This is a genomic window from Sphingopyxis jiangsuensis, from assembly GCF_016734905.1.
Lineage (GTDB): Bacteria > Pseudomonadota > Alphaproteobacteria > Sphingomonadales > Sphingomonadaceae > Sphingopyxis > Sphingopyxis jiangsuensis.
On sequence record NZ_JAERPO010000001.1, the window covers coordinates 56,975 to 80,997 of the forward strand.

Annotated in this window: 19 protein-coding genes; 5 read left to right on the plus strand and 14 right to left on the minus strand. The window is 66.2% G+C overall.

Annotation, left to right across the window (positions count from 1 at the left end; all coding sequences use genetic code 11):
* The first annotated feature begins 10 nt into the window (after window positions 1-10).
* Window positions 11-1,372 (plus strand): glucoamylase family protein, encoded by a 1,362-nt coding sequence (locus JI743_RS00270; protein ID WP_236659640.1) that lies wholly within the window; start codon window positions 11-13, stop codon window positions 1,370-1,372.
* Window positions 1,373-1,434: 62 nt separating this feature from the next.
* Here the strand turns inward: JI743_RS00270 and JI743_RS00275 are convergent, their stop codons facing one another.
* The 10 genes from JI743_RS00275 to JI743_RS00320 form a co-directional block, all read right to left on the minus strand.
* Window positions 1,435-3,594, minus strand: a complete 2,160-nt coding sequence (locus JI743_RS00275) for a glycoside hydrolase family 2 protein (protein WP_201924826.1) — start codon at window positions 3,592-3,594, stop codon at window positions 1,435-1,437.
* A gap of 1 nt (window position 3,595) precedes the next feature.
* Window positions 3,596-4,453, minus strand: a complete 858-nt coding sequence (locus JI743_RS00280; RefSeq protein WP_201924827.1) for an endonuclease/exonuclease/phosphatase family protein — start codon at window positions 4,451-4,453, stop codon at window positions 3,596-3,598.
* On the minus strand, window positions 4,453-5,799 hold the full coding sequence (locus JI743_RS00285; RefSeq protein WP_201924828.1) for a GH1 family beta-glucosidase: 1,347 nt from the start codon (window positions 5,797-5,799) through the stop codon (window positions 4,453-4,455). Before JI743_RS00285 ends, JI743_RS00280 begins: the two co-directional genes overlap by 1 nt.
* Window positions 5,796-6,554 carry a carboxylesterase family protein gene (locus tag JI743_RS00290; RefSeq protein ID WP_201924829.1) on the minus strand — a complete coding sequence of 253 codons (759 nt, stop codon included), beginning with the start codon at window positions 6,552-6,554 and terminating at the stop codon, window positions 5,796-5,798. Before JI743_RS00290 ends, JI743_RS00285 begins: the two co-directional genes overlap by 4 nt.
* Window positions 6,555-6,556: 2 nt before the next feature.
* Entirely contained in the window at window positions 6,557-7,372 is an 816-nt protein-coding gene (locus JI743_RS00295; RefSeq protein ID WP_236659641.1) for a carbohydrate ABC transporter permease, read from the minus strand.
* The gene (locus tag JI743_RS00300; RefSeq protein WP_201924830.1) at window positions 7,369-8,265 is read right to left on the minus strand and encodes a carbohydrate ABC transporter permease; all 897 of its coding nucleotides are present in this window, start codon (window positions 8,263-8,265) and stop codon (window positions 7,369-7,371) included. Before JI743_RS00300 ends, JI743_RS00295 begins: the two co-directional genes overlap by 4 nt.
* Window positions 8,262-9,509, minus strand: coding sequence for an extracellular solute-binding protein (locus JI743_RS00305; protein WP_236659642.1), 1,248 nt, complete (start codon window positions 9,507-9,509; stop codon window positions 8,262-8,264). The genes JI743_RS00300 and JI743_RS00305 overlap by 4 nt, the downstream gene beginning before the upstream one ends.
* A gap of 43 nt (window positions 9,510-9,552) precedes the next feature.
* Window positions 9,553-10,581, minus strand: coding sequence for a LacI family DNA-binding transcriptional regulator (locus tag JI743_RS00310; RefSeq protein ID WP_201924832.1), 1,029 nt, complete (start codon window positions 10,579-10,581; stop codon window positions 9,553-9,555).
* A 118-nt stretch (window positions 10,582-10,699) separates the two neighbouring features.
* Window positions 10,700-11,782 (minus strand): ABC transporter ATP-binding protein, encoded by a 1,083-nt coding sequence (locus tag JI743_RS00315; protein ID WP_201924833.1) that lies wholly within the window; start codon window positions 11,780-11,782, stop codon window positions 10,700-10,702.
* Window positions 11,783-11,820: 38 nt separating this feature from the next.
* Window positions 11,821-13,191 carry an MFS transporter gene (locus JI743_RS00320; RefSeq protein ID WP_201924834.1) on the minus strand — a complete coding sequence of 457 codons (1,371 nt, stop codon included), beginning with the start codon at window positions 13,189-13,191 and terminating at the stop codon, window positions 11,821-11,823.
* 245 nt (window positions 13,192-13,436) lie between these two features.
* On the opposite strand from JI743_RS00320, the gene guaB reads away from it, so the two are divergent.
* From guaB to JI743_RS00335, 3 genes are all read left to right on the plus strand, one after another.
* Entirely contained in the window at window positions 13,437-14,894 is a 1,458-nt protein-coding gene (gene guaB / locus JI743_RS00325; RefSeq protein WP_201924835.1) for an IMP dehydrogenase, read from the plus strand.
* A 136-nt stretch (window positions 14,895-15,030) separates the two neighbouring features.
* Window positions 15,031-16,221 (plus strand): RsmB/NOP family class I SAM-dependent RNA methyltransferase, encoded by a 1,191-nt coding sequence (locus tag JI743_RS00330; RefSeq protein WP_201924836.1) that lies wholly within the window; start codon window positions 15,031-15,033, stop codon window positions 16,219-16,221.
* A gap of 32 nt (window positions 16,222-16,253) precedes the next feature.
* Window positions 16,254-16,772: a tetratricopeptide repeat protein gene (locus JI743_RS00335; protein WP_201924837.1), complete on the plus strand. Its 519-nt coding sequence runs from the start codon at window positions 16,254-16,256 to the stop codon at window positions 16,770-16,772.
* On the opposite strand, the gene rsmA is transcribed toward JI743_RS00335, so the two are convergent.
* The 4 genes from rsmA to JI743_RS00355 all read right to left on the minus strand — a co-directional run bounded on the left by rsmA (window position 16,769) and on the right by JI743_RS00355 (window position 22,390).
* The gene (gene rsmA / locus JI743_RS00340) at window positions 16,769-17,596 is read right to left on the minus strand and encodes a 16S rRNA (adenine(1518)-N(6)/adenine(1519)-N(6))-dimethyltransferase RsmA (RefSeq protein WP_201924838.1); all 828 of its coding nucleotides are present in this window, start codon (window positions 17,594-17,596) and stop codon (window positions 16,769-16,771) included. The two genes, JI743_RS00335 and rsmA, sit on opposite strands and share 4 nt — an antisense overlap.
* Window positions 17,593-18,612 (minus strand): 4-hydroxythreonine-4-phosphate dehydrogenase PdxA, encoded by a 1,020-nt coding sequence (pdxA, locus tag JI743_RS00345; protein ID WP_201924839.1) that lies wholly within the window; start codon window positions 18,610-18,612, stop codon window positions 17,593-17,595. Before pdxA ends, rsmA begins: the two co-directional genes overlap by 4 nt.
* Window positions 18,612-19,955, minus strand: a complete 1,344-nt coding sequence (locus JI743_RS00350; protein WP_201924840.1) for a peptidylprolyl isomerase — start codon at window positions 19,953-19,955, stop codon at window positions 18,612-18,614. The genes pdxA and JI743_RS00350 overlap by 1 nt, the downstream gene beginning before the upstream one ends.
* A 134-nt stretch (window positions 19,956-20,089) precedes the next feature.
* On the minus strand, window positions 20,090-22,390 hold the full coding sequence (locus tag JI743_RS00355) for an LPS-assembly protein LptD (RefSeq protein ID WP_201924841.1): 2,301 nt from the start codon (window positions 22,388-22,390) through the stop codon (window positions 20,090-20,092).
* Between the two features lie 133 nt (window positions 22,391-22,523).
* On the opposite strand from JI743_RS00355, the gene JI743_RS00360 reads away from it, so the two are divergent.
* Window positions 22,524-23,969 (plus strand): leucyl aminopeptidase, encoded by a 1,446-nt coding sequence (locus JI743_RS00360; protein WP_201924842.1) that lies wholly within the window; start codon window positions 22,524-22,526, stop codon window positions 23,967-23,969.
* Window positions 23,970-24,023: the final 54 nt, after the last annotated feature.

The window sequence follows — 24,023 nt, forward strand, 5'->3', positions numbered from 1 at the left end:
TTCGGAAGAATTGACCGAACGCACCTTCCGCTATTTCTGGGATACGACCGACACCCAGCGCTGCCTCGCGCCCGATCGCTGGCCGAGCAATCCCTTTTCGAGCATCGCGGCGACCGGCTTTGCGCTCACCGCCTATGGCATCGGCGCCGAGCGTGGTTACGTCAGCCGCGACGAAGCCGCAGCGCGCACGCGCGACTGCCTGCGCTTTTACTGGCAAGCTCCGCAGGGGCCCGCCGTTTCCGGCGTGACCGGCCACAAGGGCTTTTTCTATCATTTCCTCAACAGCGAAGACGGGACGCGGCGCGGCAAGACCGAGCTGTCGACGGTCGATACATCGCTGCTCCTCGGCGGCGTGCTTTTTGCGCAAAGCTATTTCGACCGCGCCACGCCGGTCGAGACCGAGATCCGCGACCTGGCCGAGAAAATTTACGGCCGCGTCGACTGGACCTTCGTCCAGCGCGGTAACAGCAGCATCGCCTCGCGCAACGGCGGCGGTCCCAAGTCGATTGCGATGGGCTGGTATCCCGAGCGGGGCGAGGGCGGCGACTTCGGCACGCACGACTGGGTCGGCTATAACGAAGGGATGCTCGTCTATATTCTCGCGCTCGGGTCGCCGACGCACCCCGTCGACACGGATGCGTGGGACAAGGGATGGGCGGCCAATCTCGAAAAGGATTGGGGCCCCTATTACGGCTACGAACATCTGCAGTTCGAACCGCTGTTCGGGCATCAGTACAGCCATGTCTGGGTCGATTTCCGCGGCATTCGCGACGGGTTCATGCGCAAGAAGGGCATCGACTATTTCGAGAACAGCCGCCGCGCGACGCTGTCGCAGCGCGCTTATGGCGCCGACAATCCCAACAAGTGGAAGGACTATAGCGCCGATATCTGGGGCTGGACCGCGTCGGACGGGCCCGGCTATTCCGAGGACCAGTTCAGCGTCAACGGAACGCCGCGCAGCTTCAACGGCTATATGGCGCGCGGCGTGAGCGAGCATCGCGTCGTTGACGACGGGACGATTGTTCCCACCGCGGCGGGCGGGTCGATCCCCTTCGCGCCCGAAGTGACGATACCCGCTCTGATGGCCATGCGTTCCAAATATGGCGCGCGGCTCTATACCCGCTATGGGTTCAAGGACGCGATCAATCCCAGCTTCACCTTCACTGAATTCCCCTCGCGCTCTGGCGAGGTCGACGTGCAAAAGGGATGGGTCGCGGGCGATTACATCGGCATCGACCAGGGACCGATCCTCGCGATGATGGAAAACCATCGCAGCGGTCTCGTGTGGAAAGTGATGCGCAAGAACCCGCATATCCAGCGCGGGTTGAAGCGCATCGGCTTCACCGGCGGATGGCTCGACGACGCCAAATAGTCCGCAAAATTTGTCACTCTCCTCCTGCCGCCCGCGTCGCTGCCTGACGCGGGCGGTTCTTTTCAGGGGGCGGCGGTCAGCGTCCATTCGACGCGGTCCTCGACCTTGCCGTCTATAAAGGTCGCGCTGGCGGTCGCGACATTGCTACCGGATGCAAGCGTGACGCCTTCGAGCGTGCAAATGCGGTCGACGCACGGAACCTCGCCGAGCGGCGCGCCGTTGAGCGTCAGCGTGACGCGGTCGGCATTGCTATAGACCTTGATCTTCGTCTTCGGCTCGGTGCGCTCGGTCCAGCGGCGGCTTGTGATGTGGACGACCGGCTCCGGCGACCATTGGGCTTTGTAATAGAAGAAGACGTCCTTCTTTACCTTGCGATCGAAGGTCACGAGGCCCTTGTCGTTGATGTCGGTCGCGTCGCCCTCCTGCCGAATTTTCGACGAAAAATCGAACATGTTCCAGATCCAGTTCGCCCACAAATAGGGGCGGTCGCGTAGTTGCGGCCAGCTTTGCTCGTGAATCCAGGATTCAAACTCTTCGGGGTGCGGACGGCCCGCGGTCTTGATCTTGAACGTTTCAGGGCTTTCGACATGCTGCGAGGTGGCGCCGCCCGCGCCATATTCGCTGACTGACAGCGGGACGCGCGGATAACGCGCGTGGAGGGCGTCGAGATGCGGTCCAAGGTCGGCTGGTCTACCGTAATACCAGCCGAAATAGCGGTTATAGCCCATCAGGTCGGCTTCCCCGGTGAGCGGCGGCAGATAGGGCGCCTTATCGCCCGGCGTCGCCTCGCAGCAATCGGCGATAACCGTCGGGCGCGTCGGGTCTTCGGCGTGGGTCAGCGCGTTGAGTTCGCGCAGCAGCGGGCGCGCGTCGGCCTTGGGACCGAGGCGGTTGAAAGCGAGGTCGATGTCGACCTCGTTCCCGATACCCCAGGTGATGACCGAGGGATGGTTGTAATTCTGGCGTATCAGCTCGAGCATCTGCTGCCGCGCATTGGCCACGAGTTCGGGCGAAGCCGGGGCGTCGGTGAAGGCGACGGCATTGACGAACGGCAGCTCGGCCCAAACGGTCATCCCGTACCTATCGGCGAGTTCGAACCACAGCGGCGCGTGCTGATAGTGCGCGAAACGCACGGTGTTCGCGCCCATTTCGGCGATCAACTCCATGTCGCGCTCATGATCCTCGGGATCGAGTGCCCAGCCCTTGCCGAGATAATCCTGATGGCGTGATACGCCGTGGAGCGCGACGTGGCGGCCGTTCAGAAAGAAGCCCTTGTCGGGATCGATGCGGAACTCGCGAAAGCCGACGGGGACAGTCACGCTGTCGACAGCGCCGCTGCGTTCGACGAGTTGCGCTTCGAGGCGGTAGAGATAGGGATCGGGGCGGCCGTTCCAGCGGCGGGGCGCCGCGACGGATAGCGTTTGCTGCGCTTCCGTCTGTCCGGCGGAGAGCGGGGTCGTCGCTTCGGCAACCGTGGCGCCGTCGGCGTTGCGGAGAATGGTGACGAGGCTCTGCGCCGACGTCGTTCCCGCCAGACGTGCGCGGACCGACAGTGTGGCGCTGCCATCGGCAGCGAAGCGGGGGGTCGCATAGACGCCGGGGCCGCCATAATCGTCGAGCGCGAAATGGCTCGGTGCGACATGAAGCAGGCGCGCCGGGCGATAGATGCCGCCGTGGATGAAGAAGTCGCCGTTGAGCGGATTGACATGCTCGGTGCTGCTGCCCGGCTTTGGCGCATTATTGTCGGCCCGCAGAACGAGCGTGTTGACGCCGCTCGGATCGAGCAGGTCGGTGAGGTCGAGGCGGAAGCGCGAAAAGGCGCCCGCGTGACGTCCGGCATGGCGGCCATTGACCCAGAAGTCGGCGATGTTGCCCACCGCGTCGAACTCGATAACATGGCGCTTTCCGGCGGGAAGCGCCGCGCCGTCGATGTTGAGCCGGTACCAGCCGAGCCCTTGGCGATTGTCGGTCGCCTCGGTCCTCCCGATGCGATATTCGCCGAGGCGGTTCCATGTGTGGGGGAGCTGGACGGCTTCCCACGCAGTGTCGGGCAGGGCGAACGCAGCGTCGGGGGTTAGCGCGTTGTCGAAACGGAACTGCCAGGCGGCCGACAGCTCGGTCGCGGTGCGCGTTTCGGCGGGCGGGCGCGGCAGGCTGGTGGGCGGCGCGGCGGTGCAGGCGGCGAGCGCTGTCGCGATTGCGGGGGCGAGAAAGCGTTTCATCTCAGCAATCCTTGCCGATGCACAGGTCGGCGAGCACGGGGTAATGGTCGGATGGCAGCTTGCCGCCGGTCTGGTCGGTGAGCGTCGCGTGGCGGAGCACTTCGATGCCGCCACCGACGAAAATATGGTCGATGGGATGGTCGGTGAGGCGGGTGATCTGGAAGTTGGTGAAGGTGCCGCGTGGGCCGTAGTGGGGGGTGCGGCTGAGGGGGAGGGTGTCGCGGAGCGTGGCGCCTGCGATGAGCGCAGTATAGGGCGGGCTGCCGGTCGGGCTGTTGAAGTCGCCGAGCAGGACAACCGCGTCGCCGTCGCGGCGGAAATTGTCGATCCACTGCACGAGCTGCCGCGCGCTTTCGAGTTTGGCGACCGCACCGACATGATCGAAATGGGTGTTCACGACAAGAAACTGCCGCCTTGTCCGCCGGCTTTCGAGGCGCGCCCAGGTTGCGATGCGCGGGTAGGCGGCGTCCCAGGCCTTGCCGGGAACATCGGGGGTCGGCGAAAGCCAGAAGGTCCCCGATGCGCGCAGCGCATAGCGGTCGCGCCGAAAGCCGAGCGGCGAATATTCGCCCTTGTCGTGGCCATCGTCGCGCGCGACGCCGACCCAGGCATAGGCGGGAAGATCGGCCTCGACCTCGCGCTTCTGCCCCGGCAGCACTTCCTGCATCCCGACAAAATCGGGGGCGTGATAGGCGACGAGCGCGGTGACGGCATGGCGCCGGTGGACCCACGCGTTGTCGCCATCGGACGCAATGTCGAGACGGATGTTGAAGGTCATCGCGCTGAAGCGCTCGGCGCGCTCCTTCGCCACCGCGGGCAGCGCGAGCAATGCCGCCAGCAGGAAAGCGAGCCAGCGCATCAGCCGAGGTTCGCGCCGTTGCTCGCGATCACCTCGCTGTAGAAGCGCGCGCTGCGCTTTGGCGTGCGGACCTGCGTTTCATAATCGACATGGACGATACCGAAACGCTTCGAATAGCCGAGCGACCATTCGAGATTGTCCATGAGCGACCACGCCATATAGCCGCGCACATCGACGCCACGGCGGATCGCCTCGCCGATCGCGGCGATGTGCGTGCGCAGATAGTCGGCGCGCAGCGGATCGTCGATGCCGTCGGGCCCCGCGACCGGCGGGTCATAGAAGGCGGCGCCATTTTCGGTGATGTAGAGCGGTATGTTGCCGTAAATGTCGCGGAACCAGACGAGCATGTCGGTGAGCGCGGGAGGATGGACTTCCCAGTCGGTCGTCGTGTGCGTCGCCACCTGTTTGACCGGCGAGGCACGCAGCGGCCACTGGTTCGGATCGTGGCGCACGACGTTGCGCGTGTAATAGTTGATCCCGATGAAATCGACCGGCTGACAGATCAGCTTGAAATCGTCGGCCGGCCATTCGGGCCAGGCTTCGCCGAAGATTTCAGCCATTTCCTTCGGATAACGCCCCTTGAGCGCCGGATCGAGATATTGGCGGTTCATATAGGCTTCGGCGCGTGCGGTCGCGGCGCGATCCTCGGCGCTGTCGCTTGCCGGATATTTGGGTTCGATGTTGACGACGAGCCCGATTTCGTGCGCGCCCTCGGCCCGGTAGGCGGCAACCGCGGCGCCGTGGGCGCGCATCAGATTGTGGCTGGCGATCGGCGCCTCGAACATGTTGCGGTGCCCCGGCGCGAGTGCGCCGTGGAGATAGCCGCCGTCGGTGATGACCCAGGGTTCGTTGAGCGTCACCCATTTCTTCACGCGCCCGTCGAGCGCGCGGTACATGGTGGCGGCATATTCGGCGAACCAGTCGGCGCTGTCGCGGTTGAGCCAGCCGCCGCGATCGTCGAGCGCGACGGGAAGATCCCAATGGTGGAGCGTCAACAGCGGCTCGATGCCCTGTTCGAGCAGCGCATCGACGAGGCGCTTGTAGAAATCGAGCCCCGGGTCGTTCACGCGTCCGACGCCCTCGGGCAGCACGCGGCCCCAATTGACGCTGAAGCGATAGGCCTGAAGCCCCAGTTCCTTCATCAGCGCGACGTCGGATTCCATGCGATTATAATGATCGCACGCGACGTCGCCCGTATCGCCGGGCGAGGCCATCAGGCGCGGATCGTGGCTGAAACGTTGCCAGATGCTCGCGCCAGCGCCGTCGGCGAGGGGCGATCCTTCGATCTGATAGGCCGCGGTCGCGGCGCCCCAGAGGAAATTGTCGGGGAAAGGAGAAGAAGTCATTTTTTGTCCTTGGTCTGCAGAAGACGGTGCGAGAGGAGCCACAGGTAGAGCGAGGGATCGTCATAGGCGGGGTCCCACGCATTGTGGCCGAGGTCGGGGTAGATGGTCAGGCGAGCGGTCAGCCCGCCGCACGCACGGATTGCGCGCTGCATCGCGAAGCTGCCTTCGGGCTTCACCACGTCGTCGCGGTCGCCGTGGAAGGCCCACACGGGCTTGTCCTTGAGCGCGCAGGCAGTCGATGTGTCGCCATAGCCCGCGACCGGCGCGACCGCAGCGAAACGGCCGGGATCGGCCATCGCCCAGCGCCAGCTTGCGTGACCGCCGCGGCTGAGGCCGGTCAGATAGATGCGGCCGCGGTCGATGCGCAGCGTCTTCGTCACATGGTCGAGCAGCGCATCGAGCCTGGCGACATCCCAATCCTGATCGGCGCCGAGCAGCGGCGAAACGGTGACGAAGGGAAAATCGGGATTGCGGTCGGCGATCTTGGGCGGGCCGTGAACCTTGACCTTGGCGACATCGTCGCCGCGCTCGCCCGAGCCGTGGAGGAAAATCAGCAGCGGCCATTTCGCCGCCTTGTCCGCCGAATAGCCGCGCGGGAGAAAGAGCTGATAGGGATAATTGCCCTCTGCAATCGCGGGCTGGGGATGCTGGCCGTCGGCGGCCGGCTGCGCGATTGCAGGCGACGCCGCCGCCAGCGCCAGCACACCGAGGACGAGAGCGAGGGGCGTTCGGAAAAGGGAAGTTGGTCGGGTCATAATCATCCTTTGACACTCCCGGTCAGGAGGCCGCTGAGGTAGAAGCGCTGGAGCGCGAGGAAGAGGATGAGCACAGGCAGGGTCGTGACGACCGAACCCGCCATCATCAATTCATTGTCCTGCACATGCTCGCGGCTCATCGCGGCGAGCGCGACAGGGAGCGTGTAGAGATCCTGGTCCGACAGGATGATCAGCGGCCACATGAAGTCGTTCCAGCTGCCGAGAAAGACGAACAGCGCGAGCGTGATGACGATCGGCGTGAGGATCGGCAGGACGATGCGGCGCAGTATCTGCGCCTCGCTCGCGCCGTCGATACGCGCGGCTTCGAGCATTTCGTCGGGGATCGACAGGCAATATTGGCGGACGAGGAAAATGCCGAATATCCCCGCGAGCCACGGAATGAGCGCGCCGGCATAGCTGTTGACGAGCCCGATCGCCTTGAGTTCGAGAAAGAGCGGCAGCATCCCGATCTGTCCCGGCACGACAAGCGCCGCGACGAGCAGGCGGAAGATCGCGTCGCGCCCGCGGAAGCGCAGCTTTGCAAAGGCATAGCCCGCAGGGATGGTGAAAAGCAGCGCGAGCAGCGTCGCGAGCGTCGAGACGAGCAGGCTGTTCGCGAGGAAACGGCCGACGCCGAAGCTGTCGAAGAGCATCCGGTAATTGTCGAGGCCGGGCGCCGCAGGGAGCAGGGGCGGAGGAAACTGCGCCGCCTCTCCGCGTGCCATGAAACTGACCGACAGCATCCACAGCAAGGGCGCGATCGTCAGCAGCGCGACGAGCGCGGCGGCCAGCGTGACGGCGGTGCGGCGCACGTTCATATAGCCCCTCCGCGCTTGGCGAAGTGGAGCTGGACGAAGGTCACTGCGAGGATGCAGAGAAAGAGGATGAAGGCGACCGCGGCGCCGGAGCCGAGGTTCCACCATTTGAAGCCCTCTTCATACATGAAATAGAGGACGGTGACGGTCGACTGGGCAGGCCCGCCCTGCGTGATCACATAGGGTTCGGCGAAAAGCTGGAACATCGCCGCGACGGTCAGCACCGATACGAGCAGCACCGTTGGCGCAATGGCGGGAAGGGTGACGTGGCGCAGCCGCATGAACCATCCCGCGCCGTCGAGCCGTGCCGCCTCGTCAAGCTCGCGCGGCACCGTCTGCAGCGCGGCGAGGAAGATGATCATGCTGTAGCCGAAGGTTTTCCACCCGACGAACAGCAGGATCGCGGGGAGCGATGCGGTCGGGCTGCCGAGCCAGTCGATCGGCCCGACGCCGAACAAGGACAGCAGGTAATTGACGAGCCCGTATCGCGTGTGGAGCAGGTATCGCCATACGACCGCGGTCGCGACGAGCGTCGTGACATAGGGCGCGAACAGCGCGACGCGCCAAAGGGGACGCCATTTCAGCCAGTGCGAATTGACGAGGATCGCCGCCAGCAGCGACAGCGCGACAACGAAAGGGGTGCCGACGACGACGAAGAGCAGGCTGTTCGTCATCGCTTTCCAGAAAAGCGGATTTTCGACGAGCCGCTCGTAATTCTGCAAGCCGACGAAGCGCAGGTTCGAAATGTCGGCGAGCGCGTAAATGTCGAAATCGGTGAAGCTGAGCACGAGCGACGCCGCCGCCGGCAGGAAAAAGAAAAGCGCGATCGCGGCGAGCGCGGGCGCGCTCATCATGCGCCCCGCGCGCGCCTCGCGAGCGGTTCCCGCGACCCTCATGCCGCGCGCGCCTTGTCCAGCATCCAGCGCCGCTTTTCGAGCAGCCGGTCGGCGCGCGCGTCGATCTCGCGCGCCGCCTGATCGACGCTGAACTGGCCGCGCACCATGCGTTCGGCGACGACCTGCATCTCGGTGACGATACGTTCCCATTCGGGAACCTTGGGCACGGCGGTCGCGCGGTCGAGCTGCGCGGCAAAAGGCGCGACGATCGGATCGCGCGCGAGACCTGCTTGCTGCCACACCGAGCGGCGCGCCGGAAGGTTGCCGGTGAGCCGGTGGAAGCGCAGCTGCGTTTCGGGGGCAAGAAGCCGCCCGACAAGATCCCATGCCATCGAACTGTTGCCGTTCCCGGCGAAGACGACGAGGCTGGACCCGCCCGGCGCCGCCGATCCGATGCCGTCGGGGCCGGGGTTGGGGGCGGTCGCCCATTTGTCCTGCATCGCGGGCGCAAGGCGGCTGCGCAGATCGCCGATCGTCCACGGGCCCGAGGTGAAAATGCTGAACCAGCCGCGCGCGAACTCATTCCAGATGTTCGATACCTGCGCCGCGGTGACGACGGGCGCGAGTCCCTCGTCGAACAGCGATTTGTAGAAGGCGAGCGCCGCCTTGAACTCGGGGTCGGAAAAGGCGCCGCGCGTGCCTTCGTCGCGGAGCAGCCGCGCGCCCGATGACAGCGCGATGGTGAGCAATTGCTCGAATTCGTTGAGCGGGAGCAGCAGCGCATAATTGCCGTCGCCCGCGACGCGCTTGACGTCGTGCAACGCCCGCTTCCACGCGTCCCATTCGAGCGGCGGCGCGGCATGGCCGGCGCGGGCGAACATGTCCTTGCGATAGAATTGCAGCCGCGTGTCGACATACCAGGGGATCGCCCACGCCTGTCCGTCGATGCGGTTGGTGTCGACCACGGCGGCGAACTGGTCGGCGAGCAGCGGTTCGGCGGCGGCGGGAACGGTGGCGATGGCGCCGATTGCCGCCATCTCGGCGATCCAGCTGTTGCCGACCTGGCCGACAGCGGGAAGCGAGCCGCCCGCAAAGCCGGTGAGCAGCTTGGCATGCGCGGCGCTCCACGGCAGCGCCTGGACGCGGATCGGCGGGGCGCCCGCCGGCCAGTCGAGCGCGGCGACCAGATCGGGAAGGCTCGCCGCTTCATTTCCCATCGCCCAGACGGTGAGCGCGTCGTCGCCGCGCGCGCCGCAGCCGGCGAGCGCGCCCGTCAGAGGCAGCGCCGCGAGCGCGCCCGTCATCTGGCGCCGCGTCACCTGCATGGGAGCGAGGGCGCGGAGACAATCATGGCTGAACCGCGCTCCCGGCCAGCGCCGACGCGAGGCGCGCTGTCGTGCCGCGTGTGATCAACGCCGGAGTCAGCACCGTCGAACTCGACGCACCGAGCGTCTCGCCGCGCAGCATGCGGAGAAGCATCATCATGCCCGTCGAGCCGAGCTGGTCGATATGCACCTGCATCGTCGTGAGCGTCGGGCTGACATGGCGGGCGAGCGGGATGTCGTCGAAGCCCGCGACGAGGATGTCGGCGGGCACCTTTTTGCCCGTTTCGCCGAGCTGCATGATGCAGCCGACCGCCATCAGGTCGTTCGCGGCAAAGACGGCGTCGACGGGCATCTGCCCCTGCGCGAGCAGGCGCGCCGCCTCCATCCCGGCCTCTTCGGAAAAGTCGCCGGGCAGGATCACCGGACTGCGCTCGCCGGCGATCCTTGCCATCGCGTCGACGAAACCGCGCTGGCGGTCGCGTGCGTCGCGATTGTGCTTGGGACCGGCGATATGGACGACGTGGCGCGCGCCCTGTGCGAGCAGCGCCTCGGTCATCGCATAGGCGCCGCGGTAATTGTCGACGGCGACATAGGGAATGTCGAGCGAGCTCGCCTCATAGTTGAGCAAAACGGTCGGCAGTGCGGGGTCGAGATGGCCGGCGAGCGTTTCGGGCTTGAGTTCGGGCGGCATCACGAGCAGCCCGTCGACGCGGCCGCGCATCGATGCAATCGCCGCGGCGGTTTCGTGCGCGCTGCCGTGCATGTTGCCGAGCAACAGGTGCATCCCCGATTCATGCGCGACAAGGTCGATGCCGCGGATGATTTCGGAGAAGAATTCGCCGAACAGGTCGGGCAGAATGACGCCGACGGTGTCGGTCTTGCGCCGTGTCAGGCTGCGCGCGCCGCTGTGGGGAACGAAATTGAGCTTCTTGACCGCCGCCATCACCGCGGCGCGGGTCGGCGCCGTGACATTGCCCAAGCCGTTGATTGCGCGCGATGCGGTCGCGACAGATACGCCCGCTTCGCGCGCGACATCCCTTAACGTTGCCATGACGACGGCCCCCTCTTCCCCGATCGGCGCCGGACCGCGATTGCGACTCCCGTTTTCGAATGGGGTCCGGGCGCGAAAAGTCGCTCATGGTAACCGGTTACAGGGGGGTGTGGCAAGGTCATTCCGCGCGCCCTCGCACACAGGAATTGCCTTGCACATCAAAGAGGTGGAGGCGGTCGGCGGGAAGCCGGGCCATGAGGGCCTGACCTTCGGCGAGATTGCCGTCGTCGCGGAGCTGGCATGCGAGCGGTTCGAGCCCGTCGCGGCGCAGATGGACGGTAGCGAGGCCGCCGAGGCGCTCGACGAATGCGATGGTGAAAGCGAGCGCGTCGGGCGCCTCGCCAACGTCGATGTCCTCGGGCCGGATGCCGACCGAGAGCGGCGTTCCGGCAGCAGGCGGTGCGGCGAGCGTGGGGAGCGCGATGCGCTGGCCGTCGGCGAGCGTCGCCGCGCCGTCGCCGGTCGCGGTGGCGGCGAGGATGTTCATCCGCGGCGAACCAAGGAATTGCGCGACGAAGAGATTGGCAGGCCGCTCGTAAAGCTGGCGCGGCGGGCCGACCTGCTCGATCCGGCCGTCGCGCAGCACGATGATGCGGTCGGCGAGCGTCATCGCCTCGACCTGGTCGTGCGTGACATAGAGCGTCGTCGTACCGAGCGCGCGGTGCAACTCGGCGAACTCGTATCGCATCCGCACGCGCAGGTCGGCGTCGAGGTTCGACAGCGGCTCGTCGAACAGGAAGAGTTGCGGTGCGCGGACGATGGCGCGGCCGATGGCAACGCGCTGGCGCTGTCCGCCCGAAAGCGCGGCGGGCTTGCGGTCGAGCAATTCTTCGATGTTGAGGATCGCGGCGGCGCGGCGCACCGCTTCGTCGATCGCGCGCTTGTCGGTCTTTGCGATGCGGAGCGCGAACGCCATATTTTCGCGCACGGTGAGGTGCGGGTAGAGCGCATAGGATTGGAAGACCATCGCGATCCCGCGTTCGGACGGGGCGAGGGCGGTGACGTCGCGCTCGCCGATGGAGATGCTGCCTCCGTCGATGTCCTCGAGCCCAGCAACGGCGCGCAGCAGCGTCGATTTGCCGCAGCCCGAAGGGCCGACGATCACCGCAAACTCGCCGTCGGCGACGTCGATGGAGACGCCCTTCAGGACTTCGGTGTCGCCGAAGCTCTTGCGCGCATCGCGGATCGACAGTCCGGCCATTTCAGCTTCCCCCTCTCACGCCGCCCGGCGGCTCGCGGTCAATGGACCGTGATCGCGGCCGCCGCACCCTGCACGCGCGCGCGGCCCGCCGCGAGGGCGAATCCGCACAGCACCGCATAGCAGAGGGCCGGGAGGATGAAGGCCGTCGCATAGCCGAGCGCGTCGGAGAGATTGCCGACGAGGAAGGGGATGGCCGCGCCGCCGACGATCGCGGTGCAGAGCAGCCCTGACGTCGCCTCGGCGCGAGCGGTCGAGCGTTCGAGCGTGAGGGTGAAGATCACGGGGAACATGATCGAGTTGAACAGGCCGATGCCCAGCGCGACGAAGCCCGCGCCGACACCGCCGACGAGCACGACATAGAGGCACATCAGGACGGCCGCGGCGGTGAAGACGACGAGAAGTTTCGCGGCCGAGACGCGCGCGAGCAGCACCGACCCGATCGCGCGACCGACCATCGCGCCGCCCCAGTAAAAGGCGACGGCCTTGCCCGCTTCCTGCAGCGACACGCCCGCGACGCCGTCGCTGCCCATCGCAAAGCCGAGCAGCGGCACGCCGAAAGCTGCATCGGACTGGCCCCAGACTGTATCGCTGTTGAGGAACAGCGCCATCTGCGTGCCGATCGCGACCTCGGCGCCGACATAAAGGAAGATGGCGAGCGCGCCGAGCAGCGCCCAACGCGACGACAGCGCCTCGCGGATCAGTTCGCCCATGCCGGCGCGCGCGGCCACGGGGGCAGGGGGCACGGCTTCGTTGACGATCCGACGGGCAACCCAGAAGAAAAGGATGAGCGCGATGATGAGGCCGCAGATCCAGAAATAGGCCGAATCGATGCCCGCAAGCGCCTGGTCGCGCACCGCGTCGCTGATCGCGACGCCGTCCTTGACCTCGACCCCTTCGAGGAAGAGGTGCGCGCCGATCAGCGGGCCGAGGAAGGTGCCGAACGAATTGAAAGTCTGGCTGAAGGTCAGGCGGAAATGGCTGCGCGCGGGATCGCCGAGCGCCGCGGCGAGCGGGTTGGCGGCGACCTGGAGGATGGTGATGCCGCTCGCGAGCATGAAGAGCCCCGCGAGGACGAGCGGATAGACCGCAAGATTGGCCGCCGCGAGCATGACGAGGCAGCCCGCGACCATCGTTACCAGCGCGGTGAGGATCGACGGGACCGAATGAAAACGCGCGATCAGCGCCGCTGCGGGAAAGGACATCAGGCCATAGGCGATGAAAAAGGCCGATGCCGACAGCTGCGCCTCGGCATCGCTGAGCGTGAAAATGCCTTTGACCGCGGCGACCAGCGGGTCGATCAACGAGGTGATGAAGCCCCAGGCAAAGAAGAGCACGGTAACAGCGGCAAAAGCCGCGACGGCGGTCGAGCGGCCCGTTGCGGGCGCCGATGCCTGATGGGGCTCGTTCATGGAAAATCCTCTTCCCGGACAATTGTTATGACGACGATGTAACCGCCGCCGCTGAACTATGCAACCGGTTACATCCGAGCTGCGACGCAAGGTCGTACTCCTGCCCAGGCAGCGCGTAAAATAAAGAATCATGCCCCACTGGCGCGCATGGCCGCGACTGGTTACATGGGCCGCCACCGAACGAATCGCGTGTGCCGTTCCGCCGCATCCGGGACAGGCGCCGCCCGCACCAGAAAGTGGCCCCTATGGAAATCTCGACCGGTCTGACATTCGACGACGTGTTGCTGGTGCCCGGCCCGTCGGACATGCTGCCGTCGGACGCCAACCTGTCCACCCGGCTGACGAGCGAGATCAGCCTGAATATCCCGATCCTGTCGTCGGCAATGGACACGGTGACCGAGGCCGACATGGCGATCCTGATGGCGCAGATCGGCGGCCTCGGCGTGCTCCACCGCAACATGACGGTCGAGGAGCAGGCGGCGGCGGTGCGGCAGGTGAAGCGCTTTGAAAGCGGGATGATCGTAAACCCGATCACGATTACACCCGACGCGCCGCTGTCCTATGCAACCGCGCTGATGGACCAACACAAGATTTCGGGCATCCCGGTCGTCGAACCGGGCGGCAAGCTGGTCGGCATATTGACCCACCGCGACGTCCGCTTTGCCGACAATCCGGGCCAGCCGGTGCGCGAGTTGATGACCGCCGACAATCTGGCGACGGTACGCCCGGGCGTCGGACAGGACGAGGCGCGCAAGCTGCTTCACCAGCGGCGCATCGAGAAGCTGCTCGTCGTCGACGACGATTATCATTGTATCGGCCTTATCACCGTCAAGGACATGGAAAAGGCGGTCAATTTCCCCGACGCGACCAAGGATGCGAGCGCGCGCCTGCGCGTCGCGGCGGCGACGAACACGGGCGACACGGGCATCGAACGCGCCGAGGCGCTGCTCGACGCCGAGTGCGACCTGATTGTCGTCGATACCGCGCACGGCCACAGCAAGATGGTCGGCGAGACCGTCGAGCGGATCAAGAAATTGTCGAACCGCGTGCAGGTGATGGCGGGCAATGTGGCGACGGGCGATGCGACGCGCGCGCTGATCGACCGCGGTGCCGACGGCATCAAGGTCGGTATCGGGCCGGGGTCGATCTGCACCACGCGGGTCGTCGCGGGCGTCGGCGTGCCGCAGCTTACCGCAATCCTCGACAGCGTCGATGTCGCGGCGAAACAGGGCGTTCCGGTCGTTGCCGACGGCGGGCTGCGCACTTCGGGCGATATTGCCAAGGCGCTGGCGGCTGGCGCGTCGAGCGTGATGGTCGGCTCGCTGCTCGCGGGCACCGCCGAGGCGCCGGGCGAAACCTTCCTGTTCCAGGGGCGCACCTATAAAAGCTATCGCGGCATGGGCAGCGTCGGCGCGATGGCGCGGGGGTCGGCCGACCGCTATTTCCAGCAGGACATCAAGGACCAGATGAAGCTCGTCCCCGAAGGGATCGAGGGGCAGGTGCCGTTCAAGGGTGCTGCAAAGGATGTGATCCACCAGCTCGTCGGCGGGGTGAAGGCGGCGATGGGCTATACCGGCAGCCGCACACTCGCCGATTTTCGCGAGCGGGCGAAATTCGTGCGCATCACCAACGCCGGACTGCGCGAAAGCCATGTCCACGATGTTGCGATCACGCGCGAGGCGCCGAATTATCCGGCGGGTTGAGCGACGCTGGATACGCAATCGACGGTCGTCATTGCGAGCGCAGCGAAGCAATCTCCCGCTGGCCATCGTGCAGCCTCGATAGCTGGAGATTGCGTCGTCGCTGCGCTCCTCGCAATGACGGAGTAGGAAGGATGCCATGACCCCCGCCGCGCGCGTCCAGACGGCCATCGAAATCCTCGACGCCATTGCCGTCGCCGCGCGCGAGGGCGGGGCGCCGGCCGATGCGATTTTCGCGGAGGCCATGCGCGCGCGCCGCTATGCCGGGTCGAAGGACCGCCGCGCGATCCGCGCGCATGTCTATGACGCGATCCGTGCCGTGCGGTCGGCCCCGCCATCGGGTCGCGCCGCGATGCTCGCGCTTGCCGACGGCGATCCTCCGCTCGCGGCGCTTTTCGACGGGTCGCCCTATGGGCCTGCGCCGATCCGCCCCGACGAGGAGCGCGCGGAAACGGGGCTGGCGCCGCCGGCGCTGGCGGGTCTGTTCGACCCGCTTGCGGGTGAAGACGAGCAGGCGGCAATGCTGGCGCGCGCGCCGCTCGACCTGCGCGCCAACCGGATCAAGGGTTCGCGTGACGCGCTCGCCGCGCACTTTCCCGAGGGCGCCGCGATCGAAGGGTTGGCCGACGGTTGGCGGTTGCTACCCGAAACCGCCGCAGCGCAGCACCCGGCCTACGCCGAAGGGCTGTTCGAGGTGCAGGATGCCGCGAGCCAATATGCGTCGGCAGCGCTTGGCGCCGCGGCGGGCGAGGCGATTGTCGACCTGTGCGCGGGCGGCGGCGGGAAGACGCTTGCCATCGCCTCGCTGACCGCGAACGACGCCGAAATCCTGGCATGCGACACCAATCGCGCGCGGCTCCAGCAGCTCGCGCCGCGCGCCGAGCGCGCCGGGGCGACGCGGATCGAGACGCGGCTGCTCGATCCCGGCAAGGAGGCGGCGATGTTCGCCGACTGGCAGGCGCGCGCATCGCGGGTCTTTGTCGATGCGCCCTGTTCGGGGAGCGGGACATGGCGGCGCAGCCCCGAATTGCGCTGGCGGCTCTCACCCGCGCGGCTCGATCGGCATATCGCCGACCAGGCGCGGCTGATGGACATCGGTGCCGCATTGGTGGCGCCGGGGGGCAAGCTGCTCTATGCTGTCTGCTCGATCATCGCGCGAGAGGGGCGGGATCAGGTGGACCAATTTCTGCAGCGCAATCGCGGTTGGAGCGCCGACGCCGACCTGCTCCCGGGCGGCATCGGGCGCCCGGCAGGCGCAGGATTCCTGCTGACTCCCGGGCATGACGCATGCGACGGATTTTTTCTCGCACGGTTGACGGCGCCATGTTAGGCTCGTCACGAATGAAACGATGGGAGAATGCCATGCGCGTCAGTTTTCTGGCCCTCGGAGCCGGCCTTGTCCTTGCCAGCATGCCCGTCGCCTCCGATGCCCAACGCGCAGACAATGACATCCTGCCGCAATCGATCGCGCTCCAGGCCGAAGGGCAAAAGGCGCAGGAGGCGGGCGATCTCAACCTCGCTGTCGACTATTATGAGTCGGCGCTTGCCGCGGACCCGCGCAACCGGTCCGCGATTATCGCGCTCGCGCAGGTGGCGCGCGCGCAGGGGCTTCCCGGCAAGGCGATCGGCCTCTATCGCGAGGCCCTGTTGCTCGAACCCAATGACATTATCGCGTTGACCGGGCAGGGCGAAGCGCTCGCCGACAAAGGCGCGCTTGAGCTCGCGCGCGAGAAGCTGGCGACGGCGCAGCGCCTTTGCGCGCAAAAATGCCCGCAGGTCGCTGCGCTCGAACGCAGCATCAACGCCAGCGCCGAAAAGCGCGTCGTGGCGGCCGAGGCCATTGCGCCCAAGGTCGTCGTGAGTTCAGCCCAGAAGAATTAACGCGCCAGAGCGCGCGCCAGCTCCACCCATTCGCCGACGCTGACCGTCTCGGCGCGGCGCGTCGGGTCGATGCCGAGCGCTTCGAGCGCGGCGACCGCTCCCTCGACCGATTTCAGGCTTTGGCGCAGCATCTTGCGCCGCTGGCCGAAGCCCTTTTCGGTGAGGCGTGACAGCAGCGCGGGATCGACGCCCTCGGGCTGCGCCGTCGGCAGGATCTGGACGATCGCCGACATCACCTTGGGCGGCGGGGTAAAGGCCGAGCGGTGGACTTTCATCGCGATGCGCGCGCTCGACCGCCACTGCGCGAGCACGCTGAGCCGACCATAGGCGTTGCTCCCCACGGGCGCGACGATGCGCTCGGCGACCTCGAGCTGGAACATCAGCGTCAGCGAGCGCCATTGCGGCGGCCATGCCCTGGGCTCGAGCCAGCGCGTGAACAGCGCGGTGCCGACGTTGTAGGGGAGGTTGGCGACGATGTGATAGGGCGCGCCGCCGGTGAGCGCATCGACGTCGACCGCCATCGCATCGTCGGCGACAATCGTGAGCCGCCCGTCGAACGCTTGCGACAGTTCGGCGAGGAGGGGCAGGCAGCGGTCGTCGCGTTCGACCGCGATCACGCGCGCCCCGGCGCGGAGCAGCGCGCGGGTGAGGCCGCCGGGACCGGGGCCAACCTCGAACACCGTCGCGCCGTCAAGATCGCCGGGGATCGCGGCTATGCGGTCGAGCAATTGTTCGTCGAAGAGGAAATTCTGGCCGAGCGCCTTGCTTGCCGACAGCCCGTGCGCCTTGACCGTTTCGCGCAGCGGCGGAAGGTCGCGCGTCACTTGGCGGGCGCGACGCTGTGCTCGCGATTGGTCGCGAGTTTGCCAGCAAGCTGAATCGCAGCAATCGTCGGCCCGGGATCGGCGCGGCCGCTTCCCGCAATGTTGAACGCGGTGCCGTGATCGGGCGAGGTGCGGATAATCGGCAGGCCGAGCGTCAGATTGACCCCGTCGTGGAAATGGAGTGCCTTGAACGGCGCGAGCGCCTGATCGTGATAGCCGCACAGCAGCGCGTCATAATGTTTGCGCACGTCGGGCGCGAACAGGCTGTCGGCGGCGAGCGGGCCGTCGATGATGATGCCCTCTGCCGCGATCTGGGCGATGGCGGGTGCCATAATCTCGGCCTCCTCGCTGCCCAGCTGGCCGTTTTCGCCTGCATGGGGATTGAGGCCGGCAATCGCGAGGCGCGGCGAGGCGATCCCGAAATCGCGGCGCAGTCCGCGCGCGACGATCCGCGCCTTGGCGACGATGATCTCGGCCGTCAGTTGCTCGGGCACCGCGGCGAGCGGGATGTGGACGGTGAGCGGGACGACCCGAAGACCGGGGGCTGCAAGCATCATGACCGCGTTGGTCGCGGTGACGCCGCAGCGTTCGGCAATGAACTCGGTCTGGCCGGGGTGGGTGTAGCCAATGCCGTGCAGCGCGTGCTTCGACACCGGCCCGGTCACCAGCGCCGATGTCGCCTGTGTGCGCGTAAGGCCGATCCCCGTCTCGAGCGCGTGGAGCGCGCAGGTCGCGCCCGCCGGCGTCGGTTGACCGAGTGTAAGCGGGCCGCTCTCTTCGAGATGGAGGACGGGCAGCGCATTGTGGAAAATCTCCGCGACGCCGTCCATATCGCTCACCCGTCGGACCGGTCCTTCCCACTGCGATTCGATTGCAGCGGCATCGCCGATCGCGACGAAGGGCGGAAGATCATGCTCGCGCCGCAGCGCCCAGGCATGGGCTGCGACTTCGGGGCCGACGCCCGCCGGGTCGCCCATAGTAACCGCAAGTGGGCGGCGTGGGGACAGACCCGACATCAGCTATATTCGATGACGGCATCCCGGCGGAGGTCGCGGAGGTAGCGTTGGGCGCGCTTGTTGACCTTTTCGTCGAGAAGACGCTGCTCGATCTGGTCGGCATCGGGAGCGTTTGCCGATGGCGGCAGGTCGCGACCGCACAGGACGAGCACGCTGATGCCGTCGTTGGCCGAGCCGAAGGGCTGGGTCGTCTGTCCGACCTGCAGCGTCGCCAACGTCGCCTGCAGCGGCGGCGGCAACTGGCGCATCGCGATATTGTCGCGCGAAACAACGCTGGCGCCGAGCCGTTCGGCAACCGCGTCCGCGGCGCCGCAACCCGCGATCGTCCGCGTTGCCGTAGCAAATTGCGCCGCGAGTTCGGTCGCGCGCTCCTGCGTCGTGCCAGCGGGAAATTCGAGCGAAAGCTGCTTGAGGCTGAGCAGCGCATCGCGCGGATCGGCGGTAAGCACCTGGCGCCGGTCGACCATCATCATGATCGACACGCCGCCCGGCACCTCGATCGGCCCGACAAGCTGGCCCGGCTGCATCGACATTGCGGCTTCAGCCATCGTCGCCGGAAGCTGCGCCGCGCGCACCCAGCCGAGATCGCCGCCGACGACCGCCGTCGAGGCTTCGGAAAACTGGCGCGCATAGGCGGGAAAGCTGCCGCCTGCCTGAAGCGCCTCGATGATCTTGCGGGCATTTTCGACGACCGCTGCCGCATTTTCCGGCGTTGCGGAGAGGTAAATCTCGCCGAGGTGGAATTCATCCTGCCCCTTGGCGTCGTTCATCTGCTTCATCACGAGTTCGACCTCTTCGGTCGAAACATTGGTGGTCGACTGGATGTTGCGCGACAACAGGCGGTCCCATGCGAATTCGCCGCGGATCTGCTGCTTCACAGCGGCAGCCGACGATCCTTTCGATGCCAGATATTCGGTGAATTGTTCGGGCGTCTGGCGAAAACGCGTCGCGAGCCGCTCGAACTGCTGGTTGATCAGATTCTCGTCGATCGTGATGTCGGCGGCGCGTGCCTCCTGGATCTGCAGCTTTTCGTCGATGAGGTTGCTGAACACCTGCTGGCGCAGCCGCTCGATCTCTTCGGGGGGAAGTTCAAGATTGTTGTTCGCAATGCGGATCAGCGCCATGCGCTGTTCGATGTCGGTCGCGGTGATGATCTCGCCGTTCACCGTCGCCGACGGGCGATAGACATTGGGCTTGCCGTCGCCAAAGATCTGGACATTGCCGGGGATGTTGAGGCTGGTCGTCGGGACGTCGTCACTGCCGGCAACGGTCTGCGCCAGCACGGGCGATACGCCCACGGCCGCCACGGCGATCAGGCCAATCATGGTCGAAATCTTGGTCATTTTCACCCTATTCGAGAAATGCTGGGACGCTCCGTATCAGCGGAAATGCCCGATGGTCCAGCGCAATCCGCCAACGGACCCCTTTGGGCCGCGAATAGCCCCCCTTCGCTGAACACAGGCTGAGCGAGAGGGTATCAGAAGCCAAGGTTGCGGAAGGCGATGCGGAAGGAAAAGCTGTTGCCGCGCCGCGCGTCGCCCGTGTCGATATAGTCGCGCCGCCAGGTCAAAGCGATCGAAAGGCAATCATCGTCATAGGCGATGCCGAGCCGGTGACGGATCGGTTCGAAACCGTCAGCCATGCTGAGCGGATCGTCGTTGCGGCTGGTCAGGTCGACGATCGCCGAACCGAAAATCGACCAGTTGCGCGCAACCGCGACGCGCCCGCCTGCGCGAATTTCCTCGCGATCCTGCAAATCTTCGCCGAGCAACAGAATGTCGCGGTTGAGCCGCGAATATCCCAGCACGGCATAGGTCGACCGACCCCCGATCGTTGCGTCAAATTCGTTGCGGCGGACCGCCAGACTGTCCTTGTCGAGCCGGAAGCGGTGCGTGAGGCGCAGGAAGTTGCGGTAGGAAACCGTGGTGCGCCCGACGATGTCCGAAGTGCGGTCGGTCAGTCCGGTGCCGTCGGGAAACAGGCTGGGCTTGTCCGACAGGCGGTAGCTTTGCCCGACGACGCTGTTGACGTTGAAGCCGGGGCGGCTGAAGTTCCATTCGACGCCATAGGTGATGCGCGCGCCGTCCTCGAACCGGTCGTAGCCCGAAAAGCGGTTGATCGCGAAGAGATTGCTGTCCTCGAGATCGAAAGCGCGCGAATCCTCGTTCGGAATGTCGAGATTCTTGATCGAGGGGGTCGCGACGATCTGGACGCGCGGGGTTAGCGTCTGCGTCCCGCCGAACAGTTCGCCGATGAACGGCCAGCGCATGTCCGCGGCGACCGCAGCGATTCCGCGCCCCTGCCATCCCGATTCGCCGCGATAGCCGGGAATGGCGGTGAGAAGATTCTCGTCGCTGTGATAGACGTCGCCGCGCACGAGCGCAGTCAGCGTCACTTCCTGCCCGAGGCCGGTCAGCCGGCGCAGATCCCAGCGCGCGCCCGCAAATGCACGCTGCGTATCCTGTCCCGCCGTCCGTCCGATCGCCAGCGTGTTGAGCTGGAATTCGATCTGACCGCCGAGCAGAGGGTCGGCAAGCCGCTGGCGATAGTCGATGATCGGCAGCGCAATCGGCTGTTGGCCCTGTTCGTCGTTCACGCGCAGCGTCTGCGTCGCCCAGCCCGCGATCGACAGATAGCTTTGCCCGCCGATGCGCTCGAGCTCGAAGGTCGAGCGCAGCCGGTCGTCGCGGCTGATGTCATAGCGGCGCATGAAGGTGCGGTCGGTTGCAATACGTCCCGAATAGGTGAAGCTCCACCGCGGCGAGAACTGGAACTTGCCGGCGCTTTCCAGATAGCCACGGAACTGGCGGTTGCGGTCGATCACCGGCCCCGACACGGGGACGACCGAGCTGTGCGTCGCATAGCCGTTGATACGGAACGAACCGATGTCGGTGAGCGCGCGAAACTCGCCTTCGATCATCGGTGCGGCGCTGGTGTAGATATGCGGCGTGATCGTGAGGTCGCGATCGGGCGCCAGCCGCAGGTAATAGGGAACGGCAATCTCGAAACCGTTGGTGCGGTCGAGGCGCACTTCGGGAACGAGGAGGCCGCTGCCCGCTTCCTGGTTCGCGGGATGCGAAAGGCCGGGGAGGGGAATGAGCGGCAGGCCGAAGATTTCGACGCGCGCGCCCTTGTAGCGCACCTTGTTCTTCGCGCGGTCATAGGTGACGCGCACAGCCCGAATCTGCCAGCTCGGGTCTTTGGCGCAGCCGGCCGCGTCCTCGACGGGGCAAGGCGTGTAGGCGGCGTTTTCGAGTTCGATATTGCCATTGTCGAAGCGCGTGCCGCGCACCGCCGCGAGCCGTGCGCCATTTTCAAGCACGACGAGCAGATTGTCGACCACCCCGTCGCGCAGGCTGTCGGTCAGTTCGATACGGTCGCCATAGGCGATGTCGCCTTCGGGATTGGTGATCGCGACGTCGTCCTCGGCGACGACCTGGCCCGTCGCACGGTTCCACGTCACGCGGCCCGCGCGCATCGAAATGCCGTCGCGGTTCATCTGGACATTGCCTTCGGCGACGACGACGTCGGATTCGCTGTCGTAATTCAGATTGTCCGCGGCAAATGCGATCTCGTCGGGACTGTCGGTCGCCGGTACGTCGGAGGCGGTGGGATCGATTGCAGATGGCCGCAGGTCAGGTTCGTCCGGCGCCGCGGTCGGCGGGTCCGCCTGACCCGCTTCCTGTGCAAAGGCGGGGCAGGCGACAAGCGCGACGCTGCCCGCGGTCGCCAGCCAGGCTTGTCGCGACGCGGGTTGATGGAACAATGCCCAGCTCATTTAATTTCTGTGTCCCACACCTTATCTTGCGTCCGCCCGGGCTTGGACCGGCTGCTTTGTTTTTGCAACTCGCAGGCGAAACCCCTATCGGTCCGGCACGTTCCAATCAATCACCGCATAAGAAAGTTAAGGCATGGACATCCAGTTTGTCGCGCAAATCGATGCGTCTGCCGACGTCGTCGCATTCCCCGTTCGCAAGGGCGAGGCCGCATCGCTCGAGGCGCTGCTCGGCGCTGCCGCTGCGCAGGCGCGCTTTGAAGGCGCGGCGGGGTCGGTCGCCGAGACAGCGGCCATCGACGGCGGCAAGGCGCGGCGCCTGTTGCTCGTTGGCATCGGCGACGGCACGATCCATGACCTCGAGCGCGGCGGCGCGGCGCTGACCGCGCGCCTCCAGACGAGCGGCGTGACGACCGCTCACGTCGACTTTGCAAGCGCCGGCGATTGCGACGAAGACGATGTGCTCGCATTTGCGATGGGCGCTCGGCTGCGCAACTGGCGGCTCGACCGTTATCGCACGCGGCTTCCCGACAATGCGAAGCCGACTCTGACGAACCTGGTGATTGCTTCGCCTGCGGGCGACCTGTCGGCGCGTTGGGGCAGCTATTCGGCGGTGGCCGATGGCGTCGCGCTCACGCAGACGCTCGTCGCCGAGCCGCCGAACATCCTCTATCCCGAAAGCTTCGTCGAACGCTGCCAGCATCTGTCGGACCTGGGCGTCGAAATCGAAGTGCTCGACGAGCGGCAGATGAAGGCGCTCGGCATGGGCGCGCTGCTCGGCGTCGCGCAGGGCTCGACGCGCCCGCCGCGCCTGCTCGCGATGCGCTGGAACGGCGGCAAGGAAGGCGAGGCGCCGGTGGTTTTCGTCGGCAAGGGCGTGACCTTCGACACCGGCGGCATCAGCATCAAGCCTGCCGTCGGCATGGACATGATGAAGTGGGACATGGGCGGCGCGGGCGCCGTCGCGGGCGCGATGAAGGCGATTGCAGGGCGCAAGGCAAAGGCCAATGTCGTCGGTGTCGTCGGCCTTGTCGAGAACATGCCCGACGGCAATGCGATGCGTCCCGGCGACATCGTCACCACCATGTCGGGCCAGACGGTCGAGGTGCTCAACACCGACGCCGAGGGGCGGCTGGTTCTGTGCGACGCGATCAGCTGGGTGCAGAAAAGCTATGATCCCAAGGTCATCGTCGATCTCGCGACGCTCACCGGCGCAATGGTGATCTCGCTCGGCCACGAATATGCGGGCATGTTCGCGAACGACGACGAACTGGCCGACCAGTTGCAGGCGGCAGGCGAGGCGAGCGGCAACAAGCTGTGGCGCTTCCCGCTCTCGCCGGCATATGACAAGCTGATCGACAGCCCGATCGCCGACATGAAGAATGTCGGCCCGCGCGAGGGCGGGTCGATCACCGCCGCGCAGTTTTTGAAGCGCTATGTCGGCGAAGGCGTGGCGTGGGCGCACCTCGACATCGCGGGCATGGCTTGGTCCGACAAGGACGGTCCGGTGTGGGCGAAGGGCGCAACGGGCTATGGCGTGCGCCTGCTCGACCGCTTTATCGCCGACAATTTCGAGGGGTGATGGCGTTACCGGCAACCTCGCCTATCGTCGCCGCCCCCGCGCAGGCGGGGGCGG